General features: G+C 54.1%; 16 protein-coding genes. 12 read left to right on the top strand and 4 right to left on the bottom strand.

The genetic code is table 11. The features are described 5' to 3' along the window. Positions 1–336: 336 nt before the first annotated feature. The 3 genes from BFQ04_RS29185 to BFQ04_RS28310 all read left to right on the top strand — a co-directional run bounded on the left by BFQ04_RS29185 (position 337) and on the right by BFQ04_RS28310 (position 2,184). Positions 337–648: a hypothetical protein gene (locus tag BFQ04_RS29185; RefSeq protein WP_139111899.1), complete on the top strand. Its 312-nt coding sequence runs from the start codon at positions 337–339 to the stop codon at positions 646–648. Between the two features lie 287 nt (positions 649–935). Next, positions 936–1,661 (top strand): hypothetical protein, encoded by a 726-nt coding sequence (locus BFQ04_RS05555; protein ID WP_065949938.1) that lies wholly within the window; start codon positions 936–938, stop codon positions 1,659–1,661. An 82-nt stretch (positions 1,662–1,743) separates the two neighbouring features. Beyond that, complete coding sequence (locus tag BFQ04_RS28310; protein ID WP_083217926.1) at positions 1,744–2,184, top strand: hypothetical protein; 441 nt, start codon at positions 1,744–1,746, stop codon at positions 2,182–2,184. Between the two features lie 73 nt (positions 2,185–2,257). On the opposite strand, the gene BFQ04_RS05560 is transcribed toward BFQ04_RS28310, so the two are convergent. Next, positions 2,258–2,518, bottom strand: a complete 261-nt coding sequence (locus BFQ04_RS05560) for a hypothetical protein (RefSeq protein ID WP_065949939.1) — start codon at positions 2,516–2,518, stop codon at positions 2,258–2,260. A gap of 256 nt (positions 2,519–2,774) precedes the next feature. Between BFQ04_RS05560 and BFQ04_RS05565 the strand changes: the two genes are divergently transcribed. Beyond that, the gene (locus tag BFQ04_RS05565) at positions 2,775–3,467 is read left to right on the top strand and encodes a hypothetical protein (RefSeq protein ID WP_065949940.1); all 693 of its coding nucleotides are present in this window, start codon (positions 2,775–2,777) and stop codon (positions 3,465–3,467) included. Positions 3,468–3,576: 109 nt separating this feature from the next. On the opposite strand, the gene BFQ04_RS05570 is transcribed toward BFQ04_RS05565, so the two are convergent. Beyond that, positions 3,577–4,227: a hypothetical protein gene (locus tag BFQ04_RS05570; protein WP_065949941.1), complete on the bottom strand. Its 651-nt coding sequence runs from the start codon at positions 4,225–4,227 to the stop codon at positions 3,577–3,579. Between the two features lie 446 nt (positions 4,228–4,673). Between BFQ04_RS05570 and BFQ04_RS05580 the strand changes: the two genes are divergently transcribed. The 8 genes from BFQ04_RS05580 to BFQ04_RS05615 all read left to right on the top strand — a co-directional run bounded on the left by BFQ04_RS05580 (position 4,674) and on the right by BFQ04_RS05615 (position 13,042). After that, on the top strand, positions 4,674–7,262 hold the full coding sequence (locus BFQ04_RS05580) for an autotransporter family protein (protein WP_065949943.1): 2,589 nt from the start codon (positions 4,674–4,676) through the stop codon (positions 7,260–7,262). Between the two features lie 518 nt (positions 7,263–7,780). Beyond that, the gene (locus BFQ04_RS05585) at positions 7,781–8,461 is read left to right on the top strand and encodes a CsgG/HfaB family protein (RefSeq protein WP_065949944.1); all 681 of its coding nucleotides are present in this window, start codon (positions 7,781–7,783) and stop codon (positions 8,459–8,461) included. A gap of 29 nt (positions 8,462–8,490) precedes the next feature. Then, a complete protein-coding gene (locus tag BFQ04_RS05590; RefSeq protein WP_057010471.1) occupies positions 8,491–8,853 on the top strand; it encodes a DUF4810 domain-containing protein in 363 nt (120 codons plus the stop codon). Next, positions 8,850–9,500 carry a DUF799 domain-containing protein gene (locus BFQ04_RS05595; RefSeq protein ID WP_065949945.1) on the top strand — a complete coding sequence of 217 codons (651 nt, stop codon included), beginning with the start codon at positions 8,850–8,852 and terminating at the stop codon, positions 9,498–9,500. Before BFQ04_RS05590 ends, BFQ04_RS05595 begins: the two co-directional genes overlap by 4 nt. A 149-nt stretch (positions 9,501–9,649) precedes the next feature. Further along, positions 9,650–11,272: a vWA domain-containing protein gene (locus BFQ04_RS05600; protein WP_065949946.1), complete on the top strand. Its 1,623-nt coding sequence runs from the start codon at positions 9,650–9,652 to the stop codon at positions 11,270–11,272. A gap of 154 nt (positions 11,273–11,426) precedes the next feature. After that, positions 11,427–11,999: an RNA polymerase sigma factor gene (locus BFQ04_RS05605; protein ID WP_065949947.1), complete on the top strand. Its 573-nt coding sequence runs from the start codon at positions 11,427–11,429 to the stop codon at positions 11,997–11,999. Continuing rightward, complete coding sequence (locus tag BFQ04_RS05610; protein WP_065949948.1) at positions 11,996–12,547, top strand: hypothetical protein; 552 nt, start codon at positions 11,996–11,998, stop codon at positions 12,545–12,547. The genes BFQ04_RS05605 and BFQ04_RS05610 overlap by 4 nt, the downstream gene beginning before the upstream one ends. 156 nt (positions 12,548–12,703) lie before the next feature. Further along, entirely contained in the window at positions 12,704–13,042 is a 339-nt protein-coding gene (locus BFQ04_RS05615; RefSeq protein ID WP_139111900.1) for a colicin E1 family microcin immunity protein, read from the top strand. Positions 13,043–13,060: 18 nt separating this feature from the next. Here BFQ04_RS05615 and BFQ04_RS05620 read toward each other — a convergent pair whose 3' ends face one another. Together BFQ04_RS05620 and BFQ04_RS05625 are read right to left on the bottom strand one after the other, a co-directional pair. Then, positions 13,061–14,347: a colicin-like pore-forming protein gene (locus BFQ04_RS05620; protein WP_065949950.1), complete on the bottom strand. Its 1,287-nt coding sequence runs from the start codon at positions 14,345–14,347 to the stop codon at positions 13,061–13,063. Positions 14,348–14,713: 366 nt separating this feature from the next. Further along, positions 14,714–17,365, bottom strand: coding sequence for an AAA family ATPase (locus BFQ04_RS05625; RefSeq protein ID WP_065949951.1), 2,652 nt, complete (start codon positions 17,363–17,365; stop codon positions 14,714–14,716). Positions 17,366–17,368 lie beyond the last annotated feature (3 nt).

Consider the following 17,368-nt stretch of genomic DNA (forward strand, 5'->3'; position numbering starts at 1 on the left):
TTTCGTTATTTATTACCATTCCCTTAATGGCGCAGTTGATTTTTTTCTTCCTGCATTAGTTTTTTCTCTAATGTTGGTTTTTGTAAAGCCTGTGGGCAGTTTTAAAGTGTACTTAATGATTTCAGTTGTCGGCGCAGTTGTTTCTACTGCATGGATGTTTGGTGTGGTTTTTTTCTTCATAAGTGAGGTTGAAAATTATCATGTGATGAGAAATATGTTTCCCGTGTTTTTGAGTTTTTTGTTAGGCGGAATCTCTACTTGGGCTGCTGCTTACTGGTGCCTCCCTAAAATAAAAAAATAACTAGAGTGGTTAATAAATGTCTTGGGGTTGAATGAATGGATGAGTCGTTGACAACTGTAACTAGAAGAATTAACTCTGAAGGAAAAGTCGAGTGTCATTTAGGCTTTTCTTCTGATTGGGATGGTTTTGACTCGATTGTAAAATATTTAAAAAAATATTGGCAGGCAAACCCAGTTCAATTTGCTGAAAATATTTATTCTCGACGTTGGGTATTGATATGTAATGGGGTCGCGTTAACTGTTTATCACGACAGTCAGATAGGGAATTATTTAGTTGTGGAAAATGGTGAAGATAAGGATAACTTGCTCGGTCAGATCGAGGCGGATTTGATTGAGCGGTTCCGTTGAATGCTAGCCAGTAACTTTTCTACCTTTTCATCTCCATAGAAAATTGCTTGAAAAGAGCGGGCGAGAGAGGGGGGCATTTTAATTCGAGATAGCAGTGAAAAGTCTATTAATAAATTTGTGCGCTTTTCTGTTGCAAAGCTCGAAAATTACTGTAGATGGTATCGTAGCGACGAAGATTCTGGATATCCGAGTTCAGCCTGGCGGGTTGTCTGATTCGAGTAAAATTATAGAGTATGGTAAGCAATGGAATATTACTGTCATCATTAAAGAATTTGGCAGCTAATCATATGTTTGAGGTTGAAATTGTTTTTAGTGAGGGCTTGTACGATAGCTCTCCAGCTGTATGGACGCGTTTAGAGCAACAACTCAATGACTTTAAAGGCTCCGAGGTGAACGATGGATTCACCGGTGAAAAAATGTTGCTTGCCAAAGTTTCGCACTACTTGAAACAGAATAAGATCAAGAGTTTTTTTGTTGAGTTAGCTGGTGGCTCTGTAGAATTTTCGCTTGTGGCGGATAAAGAACTGTGCCGATTAGATATAAAGAATATCGCAAATTCTCTTGAGATGGCGCACTCGTTGATTGCTGCATTAATAGATGAGCCAGCTTTCGTTCAGGCTCGAGTTTACGATGCTGAATATGATCGGTGGCAAAATGCCGAGAATATCAAACTCTTCGAAGTGGCCCATGTTGAGCACTCCCATCTGCCTAAAAAAAGCAATGGATTACCCTTTCCGCTTACCCAAGAGATTGTAGATATATCAAATAATCCTGGGCGCTGGGTTTTGAGGAAAGGTTATATAGAGGCTGTCGGTTCGCCAATGTGGGTTAGTAAGTCTTTGCTTAACTCATTAGGTGTTGACGAAAAAGAGTTAATGAATGTCGACGGGTTTTTCGTGGAAGATTTGGGTGATGTTTTGAAGATTGTTGCCTGCGAGCACTGTTTCACAGCTGATGTAGGAATCCAGGCTGAGAGGCAAGTCATGCTGAGAAAAATTTTATTTAAAGTGTGAGGGCTAGAGCCGCGCAATGAAAGCCGACTGAATAAGGGCCATAGAGACAGTAGAGAAGCGAATCAAATAGTGATGGAAAGTTATGTTGGATAAACAAGTATACGAACTAACGATTGATGATCTTGATAGTTGTGGTGTTTGGTTTTTTCCGATGGGCGACACCGCGGAGGATGAATTAACTGTACGCCGCGCCGAACAGGAAACGTGCTCAGACTTTCAGATTATCGTTCGAGCTGATTTTTTTGGTGAAAGGGGCTCTGTTTATCGCGGTTATTTGTATTGGGACACCAATTCAGCAATTGAATACTTAAAGCCTGTTGTATTGTCTGATAAGGGAGATGCCGTAAGTTTTTGGAACGGGATAGTAACTCCTGCGTGGGAAAGTTCGGAGTTCGCCGGTTCGATTAGATCCGAGTTGCCTATTTCTTATGCCTCAGAACCGGTGTTTGGCCTTTCTTCCATTTGCGGAAAACTGCAGGGGCTTTATTATCTTTCTGGTGATCACGTTTGCTGCGTGAAATGACAAAAAAAGTGGACTGATTTATTTAGTTGGATTGCTCACGCACAAAGCTGGCGACACAAAGGCCGCCCAATTTTCACTCAGGACGGATCGGCATAAGCCTGCGACCGATGACATCCAGCAAATCGCACCCATCGCGCAGCGGAATGGCCAGCAAGTGGGCGAAGTCTGAAAGTACTACCGCATCGCTGCTGAGGTGTTCGCGGAAGGCCAGGTTTTCCAGCAGTTGGGTGACGGCCCGAATGCGGTGCACGGCGGCGTCGTGAAGGACGTCGCGAGGTGCCTGGGTGTCGATGATCAAGGCTGGGATGGTGCAGTCGTGGCCGGTTAGGGGCATGTATCGATTCATCATTAAGCTCTCTGGATTATTGAGGGCTCGTTCTTCGGGTCGCCAAACCCGGTCGCCTTTTGGGCGACCGCCGGACTATAAGCCGCACCACCAAACCCACGCAAGGCATCAAAATGCTGCCCCGTCGAAGAGTGCCACCACGACTCCTAATGTCTTCCCACTCATTGCCGACATACTGCCGACGAGCAAACGCATCACTAATACGCCAATCCATAAGCCCCACCCCAAACATTAAAGGACCAATGTGAAAAACCTCCTCCTGATCCTCTTCACCACCCTCATCCTGGGCGGTTGCGTCAGCCACCCCCTCACTCCCGAAAACCGTGCCCAGATCAAGACCGTCAACGTTCTGCCCGTGAAGTGGGAAAAGAACATGGTGTACTTCGGCCGCGAGCAGGCTTGGGGCGCTGCCCTGGGTGCCGGGCTGGGTGCGGGTGCCGGCATGGCCAGCGGGGCGTCCAAGGTCGGCACTGCGGCGTTGAGCGGGGCCGGGTTTGCGGCCGGGATGAAGCTTGGGCAGTTGGCCGAGATGCCGACGCCGGTGGCCATCCTGACGGTGATGGAGGCGGAAAAACTCGATGTAGGCGTGTTGCTCAAGCAGGGCTTTGTGGATGCGCTGGGCAAGACTTCGACACTGAAGGTGGTCGGCGACGATGAACCGGCCGATGCGCAGATCCAGTTGACCGTGTCCGAGTGGGGCTTTCGCCTGACCCAGGGTTTCAGCAGCGTGATTTACCCGACCCTCAGCGTGGTGGCGCAGATGAATCGCGGCGATGAAATGATCTGGCGCACCTTTGAAACGGTGACGCCATTCAATGGCCAGAACGTTTATGGCTACACGCCGCTCACCTATCGCACAGACCCTGAAGCCTTGCGTCGGGCGTTGACCGGGATCACGCAGATTTCCGCGCAGTATCTGGTTAGGGAGCTCAAGTAAGTCTGTGCAAAGGCTTGCCGCTTTCGCAGGCAAGCCAGCTCCCACATTTGATCTTCGTTGCGTTGAGTATTGCGTTCGTTATTTCCCTTGCTGTTTCCCGCTGAGCGCCTCAGGGCGTAACGGTGGAGTAGCGTCCGTGGCCGTCGGAGCGGCAGATGTTGGTTGAGACGGGGTGGGTTTCTTGTGGGGATCCGGTGCCGCTGAGTGCCACCAGATCGATAGAGCAATTGGAGGCGTAGAAGTACGGCTTGTGAAATTCAATGCTCGCTTCGTAATCCTTCCCTGCTTGCGGGACGAACTGGACGGTGGGTGGGTAGCAGTATCCTTTATCGGTCTTATAGCCGATTTCGACCAGCACTGGCTGGTTGGCGGGAATGACGAATTCGTCGTAGCCCAGCCGGTCGGTTTTCACTGCTTCTGTATGGGCTGTGGCGGGGATGCCGATCACGCGGTTCTGGTAATCCTCGGCCTTCATATCGAGGACATTGGAGTTGCGCCAAAGGATGTAACGCTGTTTGGGATCGTAGGTACGGGTAGGAATATCACCCTGTAATCGACCATTTTCCGGATGGTTGTAGTAGGCCTCGCAGGTTTTGCCAGGTATATAGCGCGCATGCTTTTCCGGTGCGGAGTAGATGCGAATACGTGCGCTGGTAGCGGGGTCGTATTTGGCTGCTTCAGCTTCGTTACGCAGGGTGGCCTTGTCGTAGCTGCAGCCTATGAGAAGCAGTGCGCCTGCGGTGAGTATGAGCATTTTCATTGAATAACAACCCTCCCTGTCTTTTCTATCATCAGTACTGTTTGATGCGAAGACGCTTGAGCGTGCATCAATCATTTTGCTCCACTCTAAACTGCTTGCCTGCGTACTTGAGGATCAGATGCTTGCGCCAACAATGCGTCATTGCGCATTTGCGACTCAGCGCACATTTCATCTTGAACATTTTGTTTATCTCGATGTCTTTACCCCGCCCACCCGCAACCGGTCGGGCTGCATGGACTGCAGCGTTTTCAAATGACATTAAGGATTGATGTGAACCTCTCCCTATTACGGCCTCCTGTCTGCCACCGCCTGCGGTGCACTGGCTCGCGCCTGCGATTCCCAAGGACGTCGAGAGAGCCTCATTCGGATCGATTGATCCTTTCGTACAGCACACCTACTGCTGCCGGGCGTATTGGCGGCTTTGACTGTAGTTCATGGAGTTTGAAATGAAGCGCAAGCAGTTCCAGAAAAGTCTGTTGGCAATCATGGTCGGCGCAATCAGCACGCAGGTGCTGGCAGTCGAGTTCGACCTGGGTCAGGGCAAGAATATTTGGGCCAATGAGACGTTCAACGAGCCGGTCACCATTAACGGCAAGTTTTCCCGGGTGGTCGATTCCAACACCACTGATCCCGCCGGTCTCGGCTTTGTGAACACCAACATTCAAGGCTCGCTGATCAACCGCGCAGACATCACGCTGGACTCACAGGGCAAAACCATTCGCGCGATCGCCATCGACCCGATGTTCTGGTCTGGCCCTTCCAATCTGACACCCGGCACCATCACCGGGGATGTGGTTCAGGCGGGCAATATCCTGATGAACCATGGCGCCTACGAAGGGCTTGAAATCGGTGCCACGACCATCGGCGGCAGCGTTATCAACTCCGGCACCATCCGTTCCACGCCGCCGGTGAGCGCTGAGCCTTTTCCAGGCTATCTGGGCGGCGGCGAAGGCATTTACCTGCACGGCACCACCATTGCGGGCGACGTTTCCAACACCGGTGTGATCGACATGGCCGGTCCGGATGCGATTGGCTTGATCCTTGACGTCAGCGGCGACACGCCGACCACCATCGGCGGCAAGCTGCTGAACTCGGGCTCGATTATCGCCACCGGTGAAGGCGCCTGGGGCATGGAAGTGGAAACCGACACCAACCCCCTGCGTATTGAAAACAGCGGCCTGATTTCCGCCAATGGCAATGAGTCGAAGGGGCTGTTTTTTTACTCCGGCACCGTCGATTACATTCTCAACACCGGCACCATTGAAGCCAAGGGCGCGTCGGCCAATGCCTTCGACCTTTCCGGCGCCAGCTTCGCGCAGAACAGCGCCACGGGCGCACGCGGTATCGTCAACCGTGGGCTCATCGCGGCGGACGGCACGGCGATCCAGGTGGATGCGGCCAGGCAGGTCGCAGCGTTTGAAATCAACCAGCAAGCCGGCGAAATTCGCAGCAACAGCGGTATCGCCGTCGACGCCAACAACCTCGCCAGCCTGAACTGGACCGGCGGCAAAATCACCGGCGACCTGCTCAACCTCAGCGCCGTCAACATCGGCGGTCAGGCGGGTTTCAGCGGTAGCCGTATCATCGCGCCGGTGTCGGTCAACTCGGGTTCGCTGAACCTCTCGGCGCCCGGCACTGCTATCACCGGCGACCTCAATGTGGCCAGCGGCGCGGGCATTGATATGCACCTGGCCGACAGTGTGGTGCCGACCACGCCGTACCTCACCGTCAACGGCACGGCCAATCTGGCTCAAGCTTCCAAGCTGACGGTCAGCGCCAACCCGGGCGACTTCGCGGCGCCTAAAGCCGGCACGCAATACACCTTGCTGCAAGCCACCAACGTGCAGAACAACGGCGTGGCCGTCGCCAGCGCCTCGTCGTTGCTCAACGTGCTCAGCTACTCGGCCGATGCGCAGACGGTCAAGGCCGTGGTGGCGGTGAAAAGCGACCAGCAAGTTCAGCAGGAACTGGCGGGTGTCAGCGCGGGTGCGTCGGCGGCGACCGCCGTCAATGTGGTGAAAAACGAGGTGCTCGGCCAGCTCAACCAGAACGACCCGGTGTTCCAGAGCCTGGCCAACGCCGGGACTGCGCAGCAACTGGCGCAGCTCGCCGACCAGCTCACGCCTGACGTCAACCGTGGCGCCCTCGACGTGGCGCTGTCAGGGCAAACCGTGGTCAACGGCGCGATCTTCAACCGCCTCACCGACCAGCGTGAAAGCCACCAGGTCGGCGGCGTGTGGGTGCAGGGCCTGAGCAGCAACATGGACCAGGACGGCCGTGGCGGCAACAACGGTTACTCGGCCAACAGCAGCGGCATGGCGGTGGGTGTGGACGGTCGTGTGAACGACACCACCACCTTGGGCGTGGCCTACAGCTACCTCAATTCCAACATCCATTCCGACCTGGGCAACAAGACCGACGTCGAGGGCCACGCGCTGTCGCTGTACGGCAACTGGGCGCTGCAGAACTGGTTCGTGGATGGCAGCCTCAGCTACGGCCATAACGACAATGACAGCAAACGCCACGTCGCGGGCACCACGGCCAAGGGCAGTTACGACAGCAATGTGCTGTCTGCCAGCGTGATCGGCGGCTACAGCTTCAAGCCGACCCAGGCGGTGGTGATCGAGCCGCGTGTGGCCGCGCGCTATGCCAACGTGCGCATGGATGGCTACACCGAGAAAGGTTCGTCGGCGGCCTTGAGCACGTCTTCGCAGCGTTATGAAGTGGGTGAGTTGGGTGCTGGTGTGCGTTTGGCGGGCAACTTGCCGATGGGCGCGGGCAGCCTGCAACCGGAAGCGACCTTGATGGCCTACCACGACCTGATGGGCGATCGCGTGGCGCAAACCTCCAGCTTCGTGGCTGGCGGTTCGGCGTTTACCGTGACCGGCGCATCGGTGGCGCGTGACAGCTACGAGGCCAGCGTGGGCGTGAACTACCAAGTGTCTGACTTCACCGTCGGCGCCAGCTACACCCGCCAGGCGCGCAGCGGTTTTGACGCCGACGGCGTGATGCTCAAGGCCCGCTACGCCTTCTAAGCAACACCGCAAAACAACTGTGGGAGGGGCTTGCTCCCGATAGCGGTGGGTCAGTCAATGATGTGTTGGCTGGCTCGCCGCCATCGGGGGCAAGCCCCCTCCCACATTGGGTTTGCGTGAATCCGGAGCATCGGGGCCGGGGCAGCTTGCACTGTCTCAACCTGCTTACGCAGAGGGTGATGCCTCTGATACCCGTGTGGGAGGGGGCTTGCCCCCGATAGCGGTGGGTCAGTCTATGGATATGTTGGCTGGCTCGCCGCCATCGGGGGCTTGCTCCCGATAGCAGTAGACCAGTCAGTGATAGGGTTGACTGACCACATCGGATCTCCATGTTCTAAAGGTTTGTGTTGGATTCACTACTCGGGGCGAAACACCTTGAGAACGGCTCTCAACCCCGTAAAATGCCGCAGCCGTTGCATCACAGTCTTTCAGGGAAGAATTCAGGCCTGCGTGTTTTCCAGCGGCCTATCTCCTTGGAAAACGCAGCAACGCTGATTTCCTCACCCAAGGAGCACCCTGTGAAGACACTGTCCAAAATCCTGCTGTCGGGCCTCACCGCCGCGGCGCTGTTGACCGTGGCCGGTTGCGCCACCGAGAGCAACCGCGCAATGCCGGTGGAGCAAGTCGCCAGCGCCCATGTCGCCTATTCCGGCGTGCGTGTGCCGATTGCCGTGGGCAAGTTCGATAACCGCTCCAGTTACATGCGCGGCATCTTCTCCGATGGCGTTGACCGTCTCGGCAGCCAGGCCAAGACCATCCTCATCACCCACTTGCAGCAGACCAACCGCTTCAGCGTGCTGGACCGCGACAACATGGGCGAAACCTCCCAGGAAGCCAAGATCAAGGGCACCGTGCAGAAGCTCAAGGGCGCTGACTACGTGGTGACCGGCGATGTGACCGAGTTCGGCCGCAAGGAAACCGGCGACCGCCAGCTGTTCGGCATCCTCGGCCGTGGCAAGACCCAAGTGGCCTACGCCAAGGTCGCGTTGAATATCGTCAACATCAACACCTCCGAAGTGGTGTATTCCACCCAGGGCGCCGGTGAATACGCGCTGTCCAACCGTGAAGTGGTCGGCTTCGGTGGCACCGCCAGCTACGACTCCACCCTCAATGGCAAGGTGCTCGACCTGGCCATGCGCGAAGCGATCAACCGCCTGGTCGACGGCATCAACGCCGGCGCCTGGAACCCGCGTAACTGATCAGCCACACCACAAGGAGCAGTACACGGATGAGCAAGGCAGTGAAGTTGGCGCTGATGCTGACAGCAATCGCGACGGTAGCCGGGTGCCAGACGGCGCCCCAGCCCCTGTATCAATGGGAGAGCTACCAGCCGCAGGTTTACGAATACTTCAAGGGCGAGCCCAAGGAAGCGCAGGTGGAAGCACTGGAGCGCGATCTGCAGAAGATCAACGCCAGTGGCCGCAAGGCGCCGCCGGGTTACCACGCGCACCTGGGCATGCTGTACATGAACATGGGCAAGGATGACCAGATGGTGCAGGAGTTTCGCACCGAGAAGGCCCTGTTCCCCGAGTCCGCTGCGTACATGGACTTTCTGCTGAAAAACGCCAAGACCGGAGTCGCCACCAAATGAGCCTGTTAAAACTCACCGGCGCCTTGCTGGCCCTGGCGTTGCTCGGCGGTTGCGCGGCGCCCAAGACAGTTGATTATTCGGCGTACAAACAGGCACGGCCCAAGTCGATCCTGGTACTGCCGCCGATCAATGAATCGCCGGAAGTGCAGGCGTCCTACAGCCTGGTGTCGCAAGTCACCTACCCGCTGGCCGAAGCCGGCTACTACGTGCTGCCGATTGCCCTGGTGGACGAAACCTTCCGCCAGAACGGCCTGACCACCGCCAACGATATCCAGGCGGTACTGCCGGCCAAGCTGCATGACATCTTTGGTGCGGACGCGGCGTTGTACATTACGGTCAGTGAATACGGCACCAAGTACATGCTGATCTCCAGCGACACCTCAGTGACGGCCTCGGCCAAGCTGGTGGACCTGCGCACCGGCACCACCCTGTGGACCGGCGCGGCGCGGGCGTCCAGCGAGGAAGGCAACAACAACGGTGGCGGCCTGGTCGGCATGCTGATCACGGCGGCGGTCAAGCAGGTGATCAACAGCTCCACCGATGCGGCGCACCCGATTGCCGGTATCACCAGTGCGCGCCTGCTGTCGGCAGGGCAACGCACCGGAATCCTGTACGGCCCGCGTAACCCCAAGTACGGCACAGACTGACATTCTTCAAACACTGAAGATCAACTGTGGGAGGGGGCTTGCCCCTTCCCACATTGTTTTCTGCTGTCAGATAAATTGGGTTTAACCCGAACCTCGCCCACCTCGCGTCTGACCTTGTGAACGGCTCATTCATTCACGAGGCCCAGCCCATGTCCCGCCCTCTGCTCTTCCTGCGTCCTGCTGCCCAAGGCTTCACCGTTACCCTGCTGGTAGCGCTGGCCGGATGCGGGCTGTCGTCGTCCCCTGACCTGGCGAAACCAGCGGAGCCCATCGCAACGCTTCAACGCGCGCCGGCCCAGGGCGCAGTGGTCAAACGCATGGTCATGCCTGCCCCAATGATGATGCGGGAGACGGCGACCCTGGCTGAGCGCAGCGAACCCCGCGAGCAATACGCCAACCTGCCCGACAACCCCGTGCATCGCGTCGCCGAAGCACCGGTCTCCACCTTCAGCGTGGATGTCGACACCGGCAGCTATGCCAACGTACGACGCTTCCTCAACCAGGGCCGCCTGCCGCCCGAAGGCGCTGTAAGGCTGGAGGAAATGGTCAACTATTTCCCTTACGACTACGCGCTGCCTACCGATGGCTCACCCTTTGGCGTCACCACCGAAGTCGCCACTACGCCGTGGAACCCGCGCACGAAACTCTTGCGCATCGGCATCAAGGCCTCCGACAAAACCGTGGCAGAACTGGCCCCGGCCAATCTGGTGTTCCTGGTGGATGTGTCCGGCTCCATGGACCGTCGCGAAGGCTTGCCGCTGGTCAAAAGCACCCTGAAATTACTGGTGGATCAACTGCGTGATCAGGACCGGGTGTCACTGGCGGTCTACGACGGTGAGTCCCGCGTGGTGCTCAAGCCCACCTCCGGCCGTGACAAAACCACAATCCGCAACGCCATCGACCAACTCACCGCCGGTGGCGCCACCGCTGGCGCGTCGGGTATCGAACTGGCCTACCAGATGGCCCGCGAAGGCTTCATCGACCAGGGCATCAACCGCATCCTGCTGGCCACCGACGGCGACTTCAACGTGGGCATCAGCGACTTCGACAGCCTCAAGCAAATGGCGGTCGACCAGCGTAAAAGCGGCATATCGCTGACCACCTTGGGGTTCGGTGTGGACAACTACAACGAGCACCTGATGGAGCAACTGGCTGACGCCGGTGACGGCAACTACGCCTACATCGACAACTTGCGTGAGGCACGCAAGGTGCTGGTGGAGCAACTCAGTTCGACCCTGGCGGTGGTGGCGCGGGATGTGAAATTGCAGGTGGAATTCAACCCGGCCCAGGTCAGCGAATACCGCCTGCTCGGCTATGAAAACCGCGCCTTGAAACGTGAGGACTTCAACAACGATAAAGTCGATGCCGGCGAAATCGGCGCAGGGCACACGGTGACCGCGTTGTATGAAATCGTGCCGAAGGGCGAGAAGGGCTGGCTGGAGCCGTTGCGCTATGCCAGAGCGCCTGCGGCTGAATCCACCTCGGCCGAACTGGCGACGGTGCGCGTACGCTATAAACCGGCTGCGGGCGGTGACAGCCAGTTGATCGAACGGGCCGTCGGTAAAACGTCCACCGAGCCCAGCGACGACCTGCGCTTCAGTGCCGCCGTAGCCGCCTTCGCCCAACAGCTCAAGGGCGAAGGCCGCTACACTGGCAACATGAGCTTGCAGGACACCGCCGCCCTGGCCCGCTCGGCCCGAGGCGACGACCCGTTCGGCCTGCGCAATGAATTCGTGCAACTGGTCGAACTGGCCCAAAGCCTAAAACCCTGATCCCGAGCACAATGAGGATCAAATGTGGGAGGGGGCTTGCCACCGATAGCGGCCTATCATTACCAAATGTGCTGACGGACCCACCGCCATCGGGAGCAAGCCCCCTCCCACACTTAGATCTGCTTCGATCTGACAGAAGGAGTTCGCCCACTACATGGCCGTTCCAGACGATCCACCCAGCGACGAATCGCTGCTGGCCCGCTACCGCACCGGCGACGCTGCTGCGTTCGAAGCCTTGTACGCCCGGCACCGCCAGGGCCTGTATCGCTTCCTCGTATCCCTGTGCAACAAACCCGAACTGGCCGAAGAAATCTACCAGGACACCTGGCTCAGCCTGATCCGCAGCACCACCCTGCCACAAGGCCGGGCGAGTTTTCGCACCTGGCTGTTCCAGATTGCGCGCAACCGCCTGATCGACCACTGGCGCAAGCACGGCCTGCACAACCCGCTGCATGACAGCTACGACGAGTTGCTGCACGCCCAGCCCGACGACAGCGCTGGCCCCGAACAGCAACTGAGCCTGAACCGCGACCAGGCGCGCCTCGACGCCGCCGTGCAAGCCTTGCCCGAAGACCAGCGCGAAGTCTTCCTGCTGCGCCTGCACGGCGACCTCGAAGTCCCGCAAATCGCCACCCTCACCGGTGCCCCGCTGGAAACCGTTAAAAGCCGCTTGCGCTATGCCCTGCAGAAATTGCGGCGCTTGCTGGCCGACGAGGTAACTGTATGACCGACGCCCGAGACCCGAACGATCCGCGCGACGAAGCGCTGATCCAGCACTATCGCCAGAACAGCGCCGGCGAACCGCCCGCATTCCTGGACACATTCATTCTGAACGCCGCACGCCGCGAAGCGCCTGCCCCCAAGCCCAGCCTATGGCAACGCTGGCTGCGGCTGTGCCAGCAACCGCGTTGGCAGATGGCGTTTGCCAGCGTGGCCGGTGTGGCGCTGCTGGCGGGCGTGATCACGCGCAGCCCCGAGCTTGCCCCGGTACAAAACACGCGCCTCGCCGCCCCGGCCACGCTTTCCGCGCCTGCGCCCATGAGCGCGCCGCCGCGGGTCGAGTCGTTCAGCGCCGAAATGAACAGTGATGCCTTGCCCCAAGGCAAGCTGGCCAAGCGCGCAGTGCCTGACCCGCTGGAGCAGGGCTTGCAGGAAGTGTTGCGCCTGCGCGCGGCAGGCGATGAGGGTGCCGCGACGGTGAAACTGGCCGAGTTGCAAAAACGCTTTCCTGCGCAAAATCTTGAGGAGCGGCTCAAGGCATTGCAGCCTCACTGACCCCGTGGCGATGGTATCGCGCGATACCATCGCCCCTGTTCACTCATCTTGCACTGAACCTATTACGCAATAGCCCAATGCCATGGATGCTATTTGCTATCATTCGTCGAGCATGGTAGCCCAGAAGTCTAAAGTGAATTTAAAGTACGAGTTGATATGAGTAAAAAATATCTTATTGAGAATTTTATGATCTCCATTTTCATATTAGTTCTCTTCTTTACCGACATTTTTGGAGAGAGCACTTTTCTGGAGGATATTAGCTTCACTGCTCTGATGTTAGGAGCAGGCAGTATTTTCCTGTTTCCGTTCTCTCGATTTATAATCGAGCAGACAGCGCTTCGATTCACACGTCGTGAATTCTGGACGACCGGCTTATTGACGGAGTCGTCTGGGAAAAACGGGCTGTATGTGATTTTTTATATGGTTTGCATCGCTTTTGCCATTCCGGCCGTACTTGGGTATCTATTCTATTCAGCACTAAAAAAAGTGGCCTGAAAAGGCCACTTCGTGTTTTTAGAAAGGAAGCACCGCGTCGAGTGCATCGTTAAATTGCTTAACACGTTTATCGTCAATAAATGCACTGACAAATGCCATGATCAGCGCAAACGCTACAATCCCGACGGGTGACGAAACAGTCACGCCGAACGCGAAAGCAATCAGGCCTGTTGCTGCAGCACCTGCAAACAGTGTTTCCACTTTCAGTGCAGTGTTATTCCAATCGCCTGTCGCGTAGCTTTTACTCACTTCATTATGCAAGTCATAGGCATCAACGGCTTTGCCCACATAGCCAAAGCCTTTGGCAAACCTGTTCAGGTTTTTTCCCAGTTCAGCGCTATCAAGCGAATCCAGAGCATTGACGATGGCCGCGCGGTCAGCCGCACTGAATTTCTTATCCAGAGCGCCCTTGTATTGCTCAAAGGCATTCAGGGCCTCTTGTGCGCTGCGAAGCTTTTTGCCCTTCGCACTTTCGGCCAATTCTGCTGAGAGCGTAGACATTTGCTGCCCAAATTTTCCTCCGATCTCCTTGTAAAAATCAGCAGTGAATTTAATGGCATCTTTGATTTGCGCATCGGCCTTTGCCTGCTCTTCGGCAAGACGCTCCGCTTCAGCTTTTGCTGCGGCTTCGGCAGCCAGGCGTTCAGCCTCTGCCTGCGCCGCAAGACGTGCATCTTCCTCCGCTTGAGCGGTAGCGATCAAACCTGTCAAGGCGTTAGATTTTTCAGTCAACAATCGAATCTTTTCAGACAGGTATCTGCTTTTATAGGCCGCGCTATAGGAGTCGGCAAGTGCCTGATACGCGTGTTTGAAGCCCAACCGATCTTTATATTCAAGATTGACGAAATCCACCGCATTGTGCGGTATATCTTTTAGTAGAGGATCCCTGCCGAAGTAAGCGTTGGCCGCCGCAAGACTGGCAGTAAGGTCAGCCTGTGAGGTGTTGATTAGAGCATCAACGACGGTTTTTTCTTTCCTGGATTTTTCCAGTGCCGAAAGAGCATCCGCCCCAACGGCTGCGGCAACCTCCGAGTCGATCTCGGCCAGCAGGTTAGGCAGGTTGGCAGCGTACGAATCTGCAATCTGCTTTTGCGCCCTGACCGCCAGCGCCACTTTCGTCATCGTACTGTCAGGATGACTGAAGTTCATCTTTCGCATGAGCGCATCGATGTCTGAAAAATCAACGATTTTCCCATCCCACGGCAAAGGCTTGGCAATAAAATCTCCCCCTGGCAGCGGCCCAGGAGGAAGGGGCAGTGGCGGCTCTGGCGTTACGATAATTGGGGGTAGAGTAATGTCTGTCATGAAATATCTCCTTGATATTTAGCTTCCTTGAGAATGCCCACCTTCCTGACGATTGCAGGGGAGGGCAAACGGTGTGAGGCAGAAGCCATCACACCCACACTGTACATAAACACAGCATTAAGGCCAAGAAAAATATGCATTTGTGCATATTTCTGGAGGGGCTTCATCTGGCAAAACTAGAGAACAAAAAAGCCCCAGGTCTTTCGACCTGGGGCTTTTTCGTTCGTATATGGTGCCCGGCGGGGCTTCTTACCGGATCGCTATCCATTTGAAAATAAACGGTTTTTATTTCTGTTTTTAGGTTGGGGATACACATAGGGATACACCGAGGCAGGGGCCAGCCCTGCCTTGACAACCTGCTGAACCTTATCCGAAGGTGCTAACGGGAGGCTGGGTCTGAGCCTTGAATGCTTTTTCTGCAGCCTTTCTACGGGTAGCAATGTCGCTAGCAAATGTTCTCAACTCATTAATATGAATTTTTATCTCTGCTGGCGATGGCCTATTTTCTGATAGAGATCTAGATTTATCGTGACCATACATCCAGCTACTCGCAAGGGACATGTTAGTAGTTACTCGGTTAGCATCTGAAGGCTCAACTGTTATTTGACCTAGCCTAGTAGTTTGTACGCTGTTTCTTCCGCGGCTAACTATGTCGAAGAAAAGGTCCTGCTCAATCGAAGACTCCCAAGCCTCCCTTAGTAGGCAGTAAAGCATTGCAGATTTTTTATTATAATTTGAAATATCCGAATCATAAAGATCTTTGAAGGAGTTTAACTCCTGCTCTAAGTTGTGCGCTCTGCTATTTGTGCTCATTCCACGCCAAGGTGCTTCTATATGGCAGAATCCAGAATCTTTACCATTTCTTCTGACTGTAAATGAAGAAACGGCAGGGCGTATATTCTTACTTAAAGCCATTTCCGTACACTTGCCATCGATCTCCATAATAAGTGCTAAGTCGTGGGTGAAAATTATTATTTGTCTTGATAAGGCTTCCAAGCATAGACGGGACGCGATTTTTTCACGGTATACGTGATCAAGAGAACTAACTGGGTCATCAAAAACAATGGGTGATGAATTTGAGAATGTTTTAATTTCTGCAAGATACGCTGCCAGTGAAACAACTTTTTGCTCACCCTCGCTGAGAACTTTTCCTGGTTTTTGTGCACCTATTGAAAAGCTGTGGGAAGTGTCGCTGTCCTTAACGATTGGCGCTATATTAACTTCTAGTTCGATACCAAAGGCATCCAGCTCTGCTTTGAAATTACTAATAAAATCTGGCGTTACCAGTTCAGAAATAATTAACTTTGCCTTGCTGGAAAATCGTGTTTTTGTCTGTTTCAATGAGTTGATACCACTTTCTACATCTTTGTTGTGTTTGAGGTTGTTGATGTAGTTGATGATTTTCTCGGACGCGTCTGATAGCAGCTTCTTAGTGTTTTTCTTCTTTAAGTTTTCTTTGGCTAATTCGTATTTTTTGGGAGATACATTTTCTTGAAGTTCTTTAAGTTTTTTGTTGAGCTTCTCAGAGATGTTATCTTTTATAGATTCAGCAGAAATGTTGCTTTTGTTATATGGTGCATTATTAGGCTGTTCCGCTTTGAAAAACTCCTGTCTGGTCTTAAGTGTTCGGAAAGCTTCAGCCAGTCCAAAGTCTGAACCTATTGCCTCCGCCAACTCGTTACAAAGAGGTTCATAAGCTTCTGGCTCGGGTAAAGCCAGATTAATAATTTCATCTTTTTTGTTTTTTAAATTGGTACAAGCTTTGTCATAAGTTACTTTGCTCTCGTCTTGCATGAACTGCCAGAAGCGTTCAAGACGATCTTTTGCATGGTCGTCAAGTGGTTGCATACAAAGAACACACAACGCGTCTTCGCTAGTGTTCGGGAATTCGCTCTCGGTGTAGGCATGTGAGTTAGAAAAATCTTTGGCTGCGGTAAAAAGAATTTTCCAAGGGTCGGAGTGAACTCCCTCTAACGGATCTGCTTTGTCAAAAGTTGTGAGCGAAAAGTCGTAAGCTTTTTTTGCAGCGACTTCAGCAACTTGTAAGTTCTTAATTTCGTCAGGTTTTGTTTCATTTAATATTTTTGCGGCAGCAGCTAGTTTTTGGATTGCTCGGGGAAGCCGCTCCGTTGAGATTTTTGTTAATTTCGCAATGGTTTTTACTGTTGTGCCATTTTCGTAGTCGGTAACGGTGCCTGTTAAGTTTGTTAGGTCGCTTGAATCGTGCTCACTCCAAGTGAGAGTGAGTTTCACGTCGGCGCTGTTGGTTTTGTCCGACATACGATTTAACCATGCTTGAACTTCTATGTTTTCTTCCAAACCGTTTATAATTGGTTTCTTCGCGTCTCGTAGCTTTAATTGAATTGTATTTTTGACGCTTTCTATTGCTTGGGATACATGGTCGAAGATGTCCGCGCCTCGGGGCTTGTATGTGACGCGGTTGGTGCTATCAAGCAAGGTTTTTCCGCAGTCGGTATCAAATACATTAATTGAGGCTAATTCCGCATGGTTTCTTCCTGGAGTCCAGGTCCATTCCTCTCGACTGCCGTTTTTCAAAAAGCTTATGCGGGCGGATTGCTTGGATGTCTTTGGCTTATAAATGTTGCTAAGAAGTGTTGGTTCTACATGTTTTGCAAAACATGCGTTTTTTAATATCCTGCTGTATCCTGATTTTCCTGAGCCGTTTTCTCCGTATATTAGTGTGATTCCAGAGTGTCCAAACGGTAGTTTGGCTTCTGAATGAATGGCATTGATATTTTCTACAATGTCGATGCTACACAGTTTTATAGGTTCGACGGAGGTTTCGGCAATGGACCCGTCTAGTTGATACACCGGCGGTGAGCATTCCTTATTTTCATTATCATCATTAATGCCGAAGGCGCACAGTGCGTTTTTCGCAATTTGCTTAAGCTGGTCCGGACCCAACGCTGAGTCTTGTAAAAGGCGACGAACAAGGTCTGCTTCCCATTCTGGCAGGTCTTTTGCCGCCCATTCCACAATCGCTTGATACGAGTTCATGCA

This window comes from Pseudomonas sp. 37 R 15 (assembly GCF_900004865.1).
GTDB lineage: Bacteria > Pseudomonadota > Gammaproteobacteria > Pseudomonadales > Pseudomonadaceae > Aquipseudomonas > Aquipseudomonas fluorescens_AM.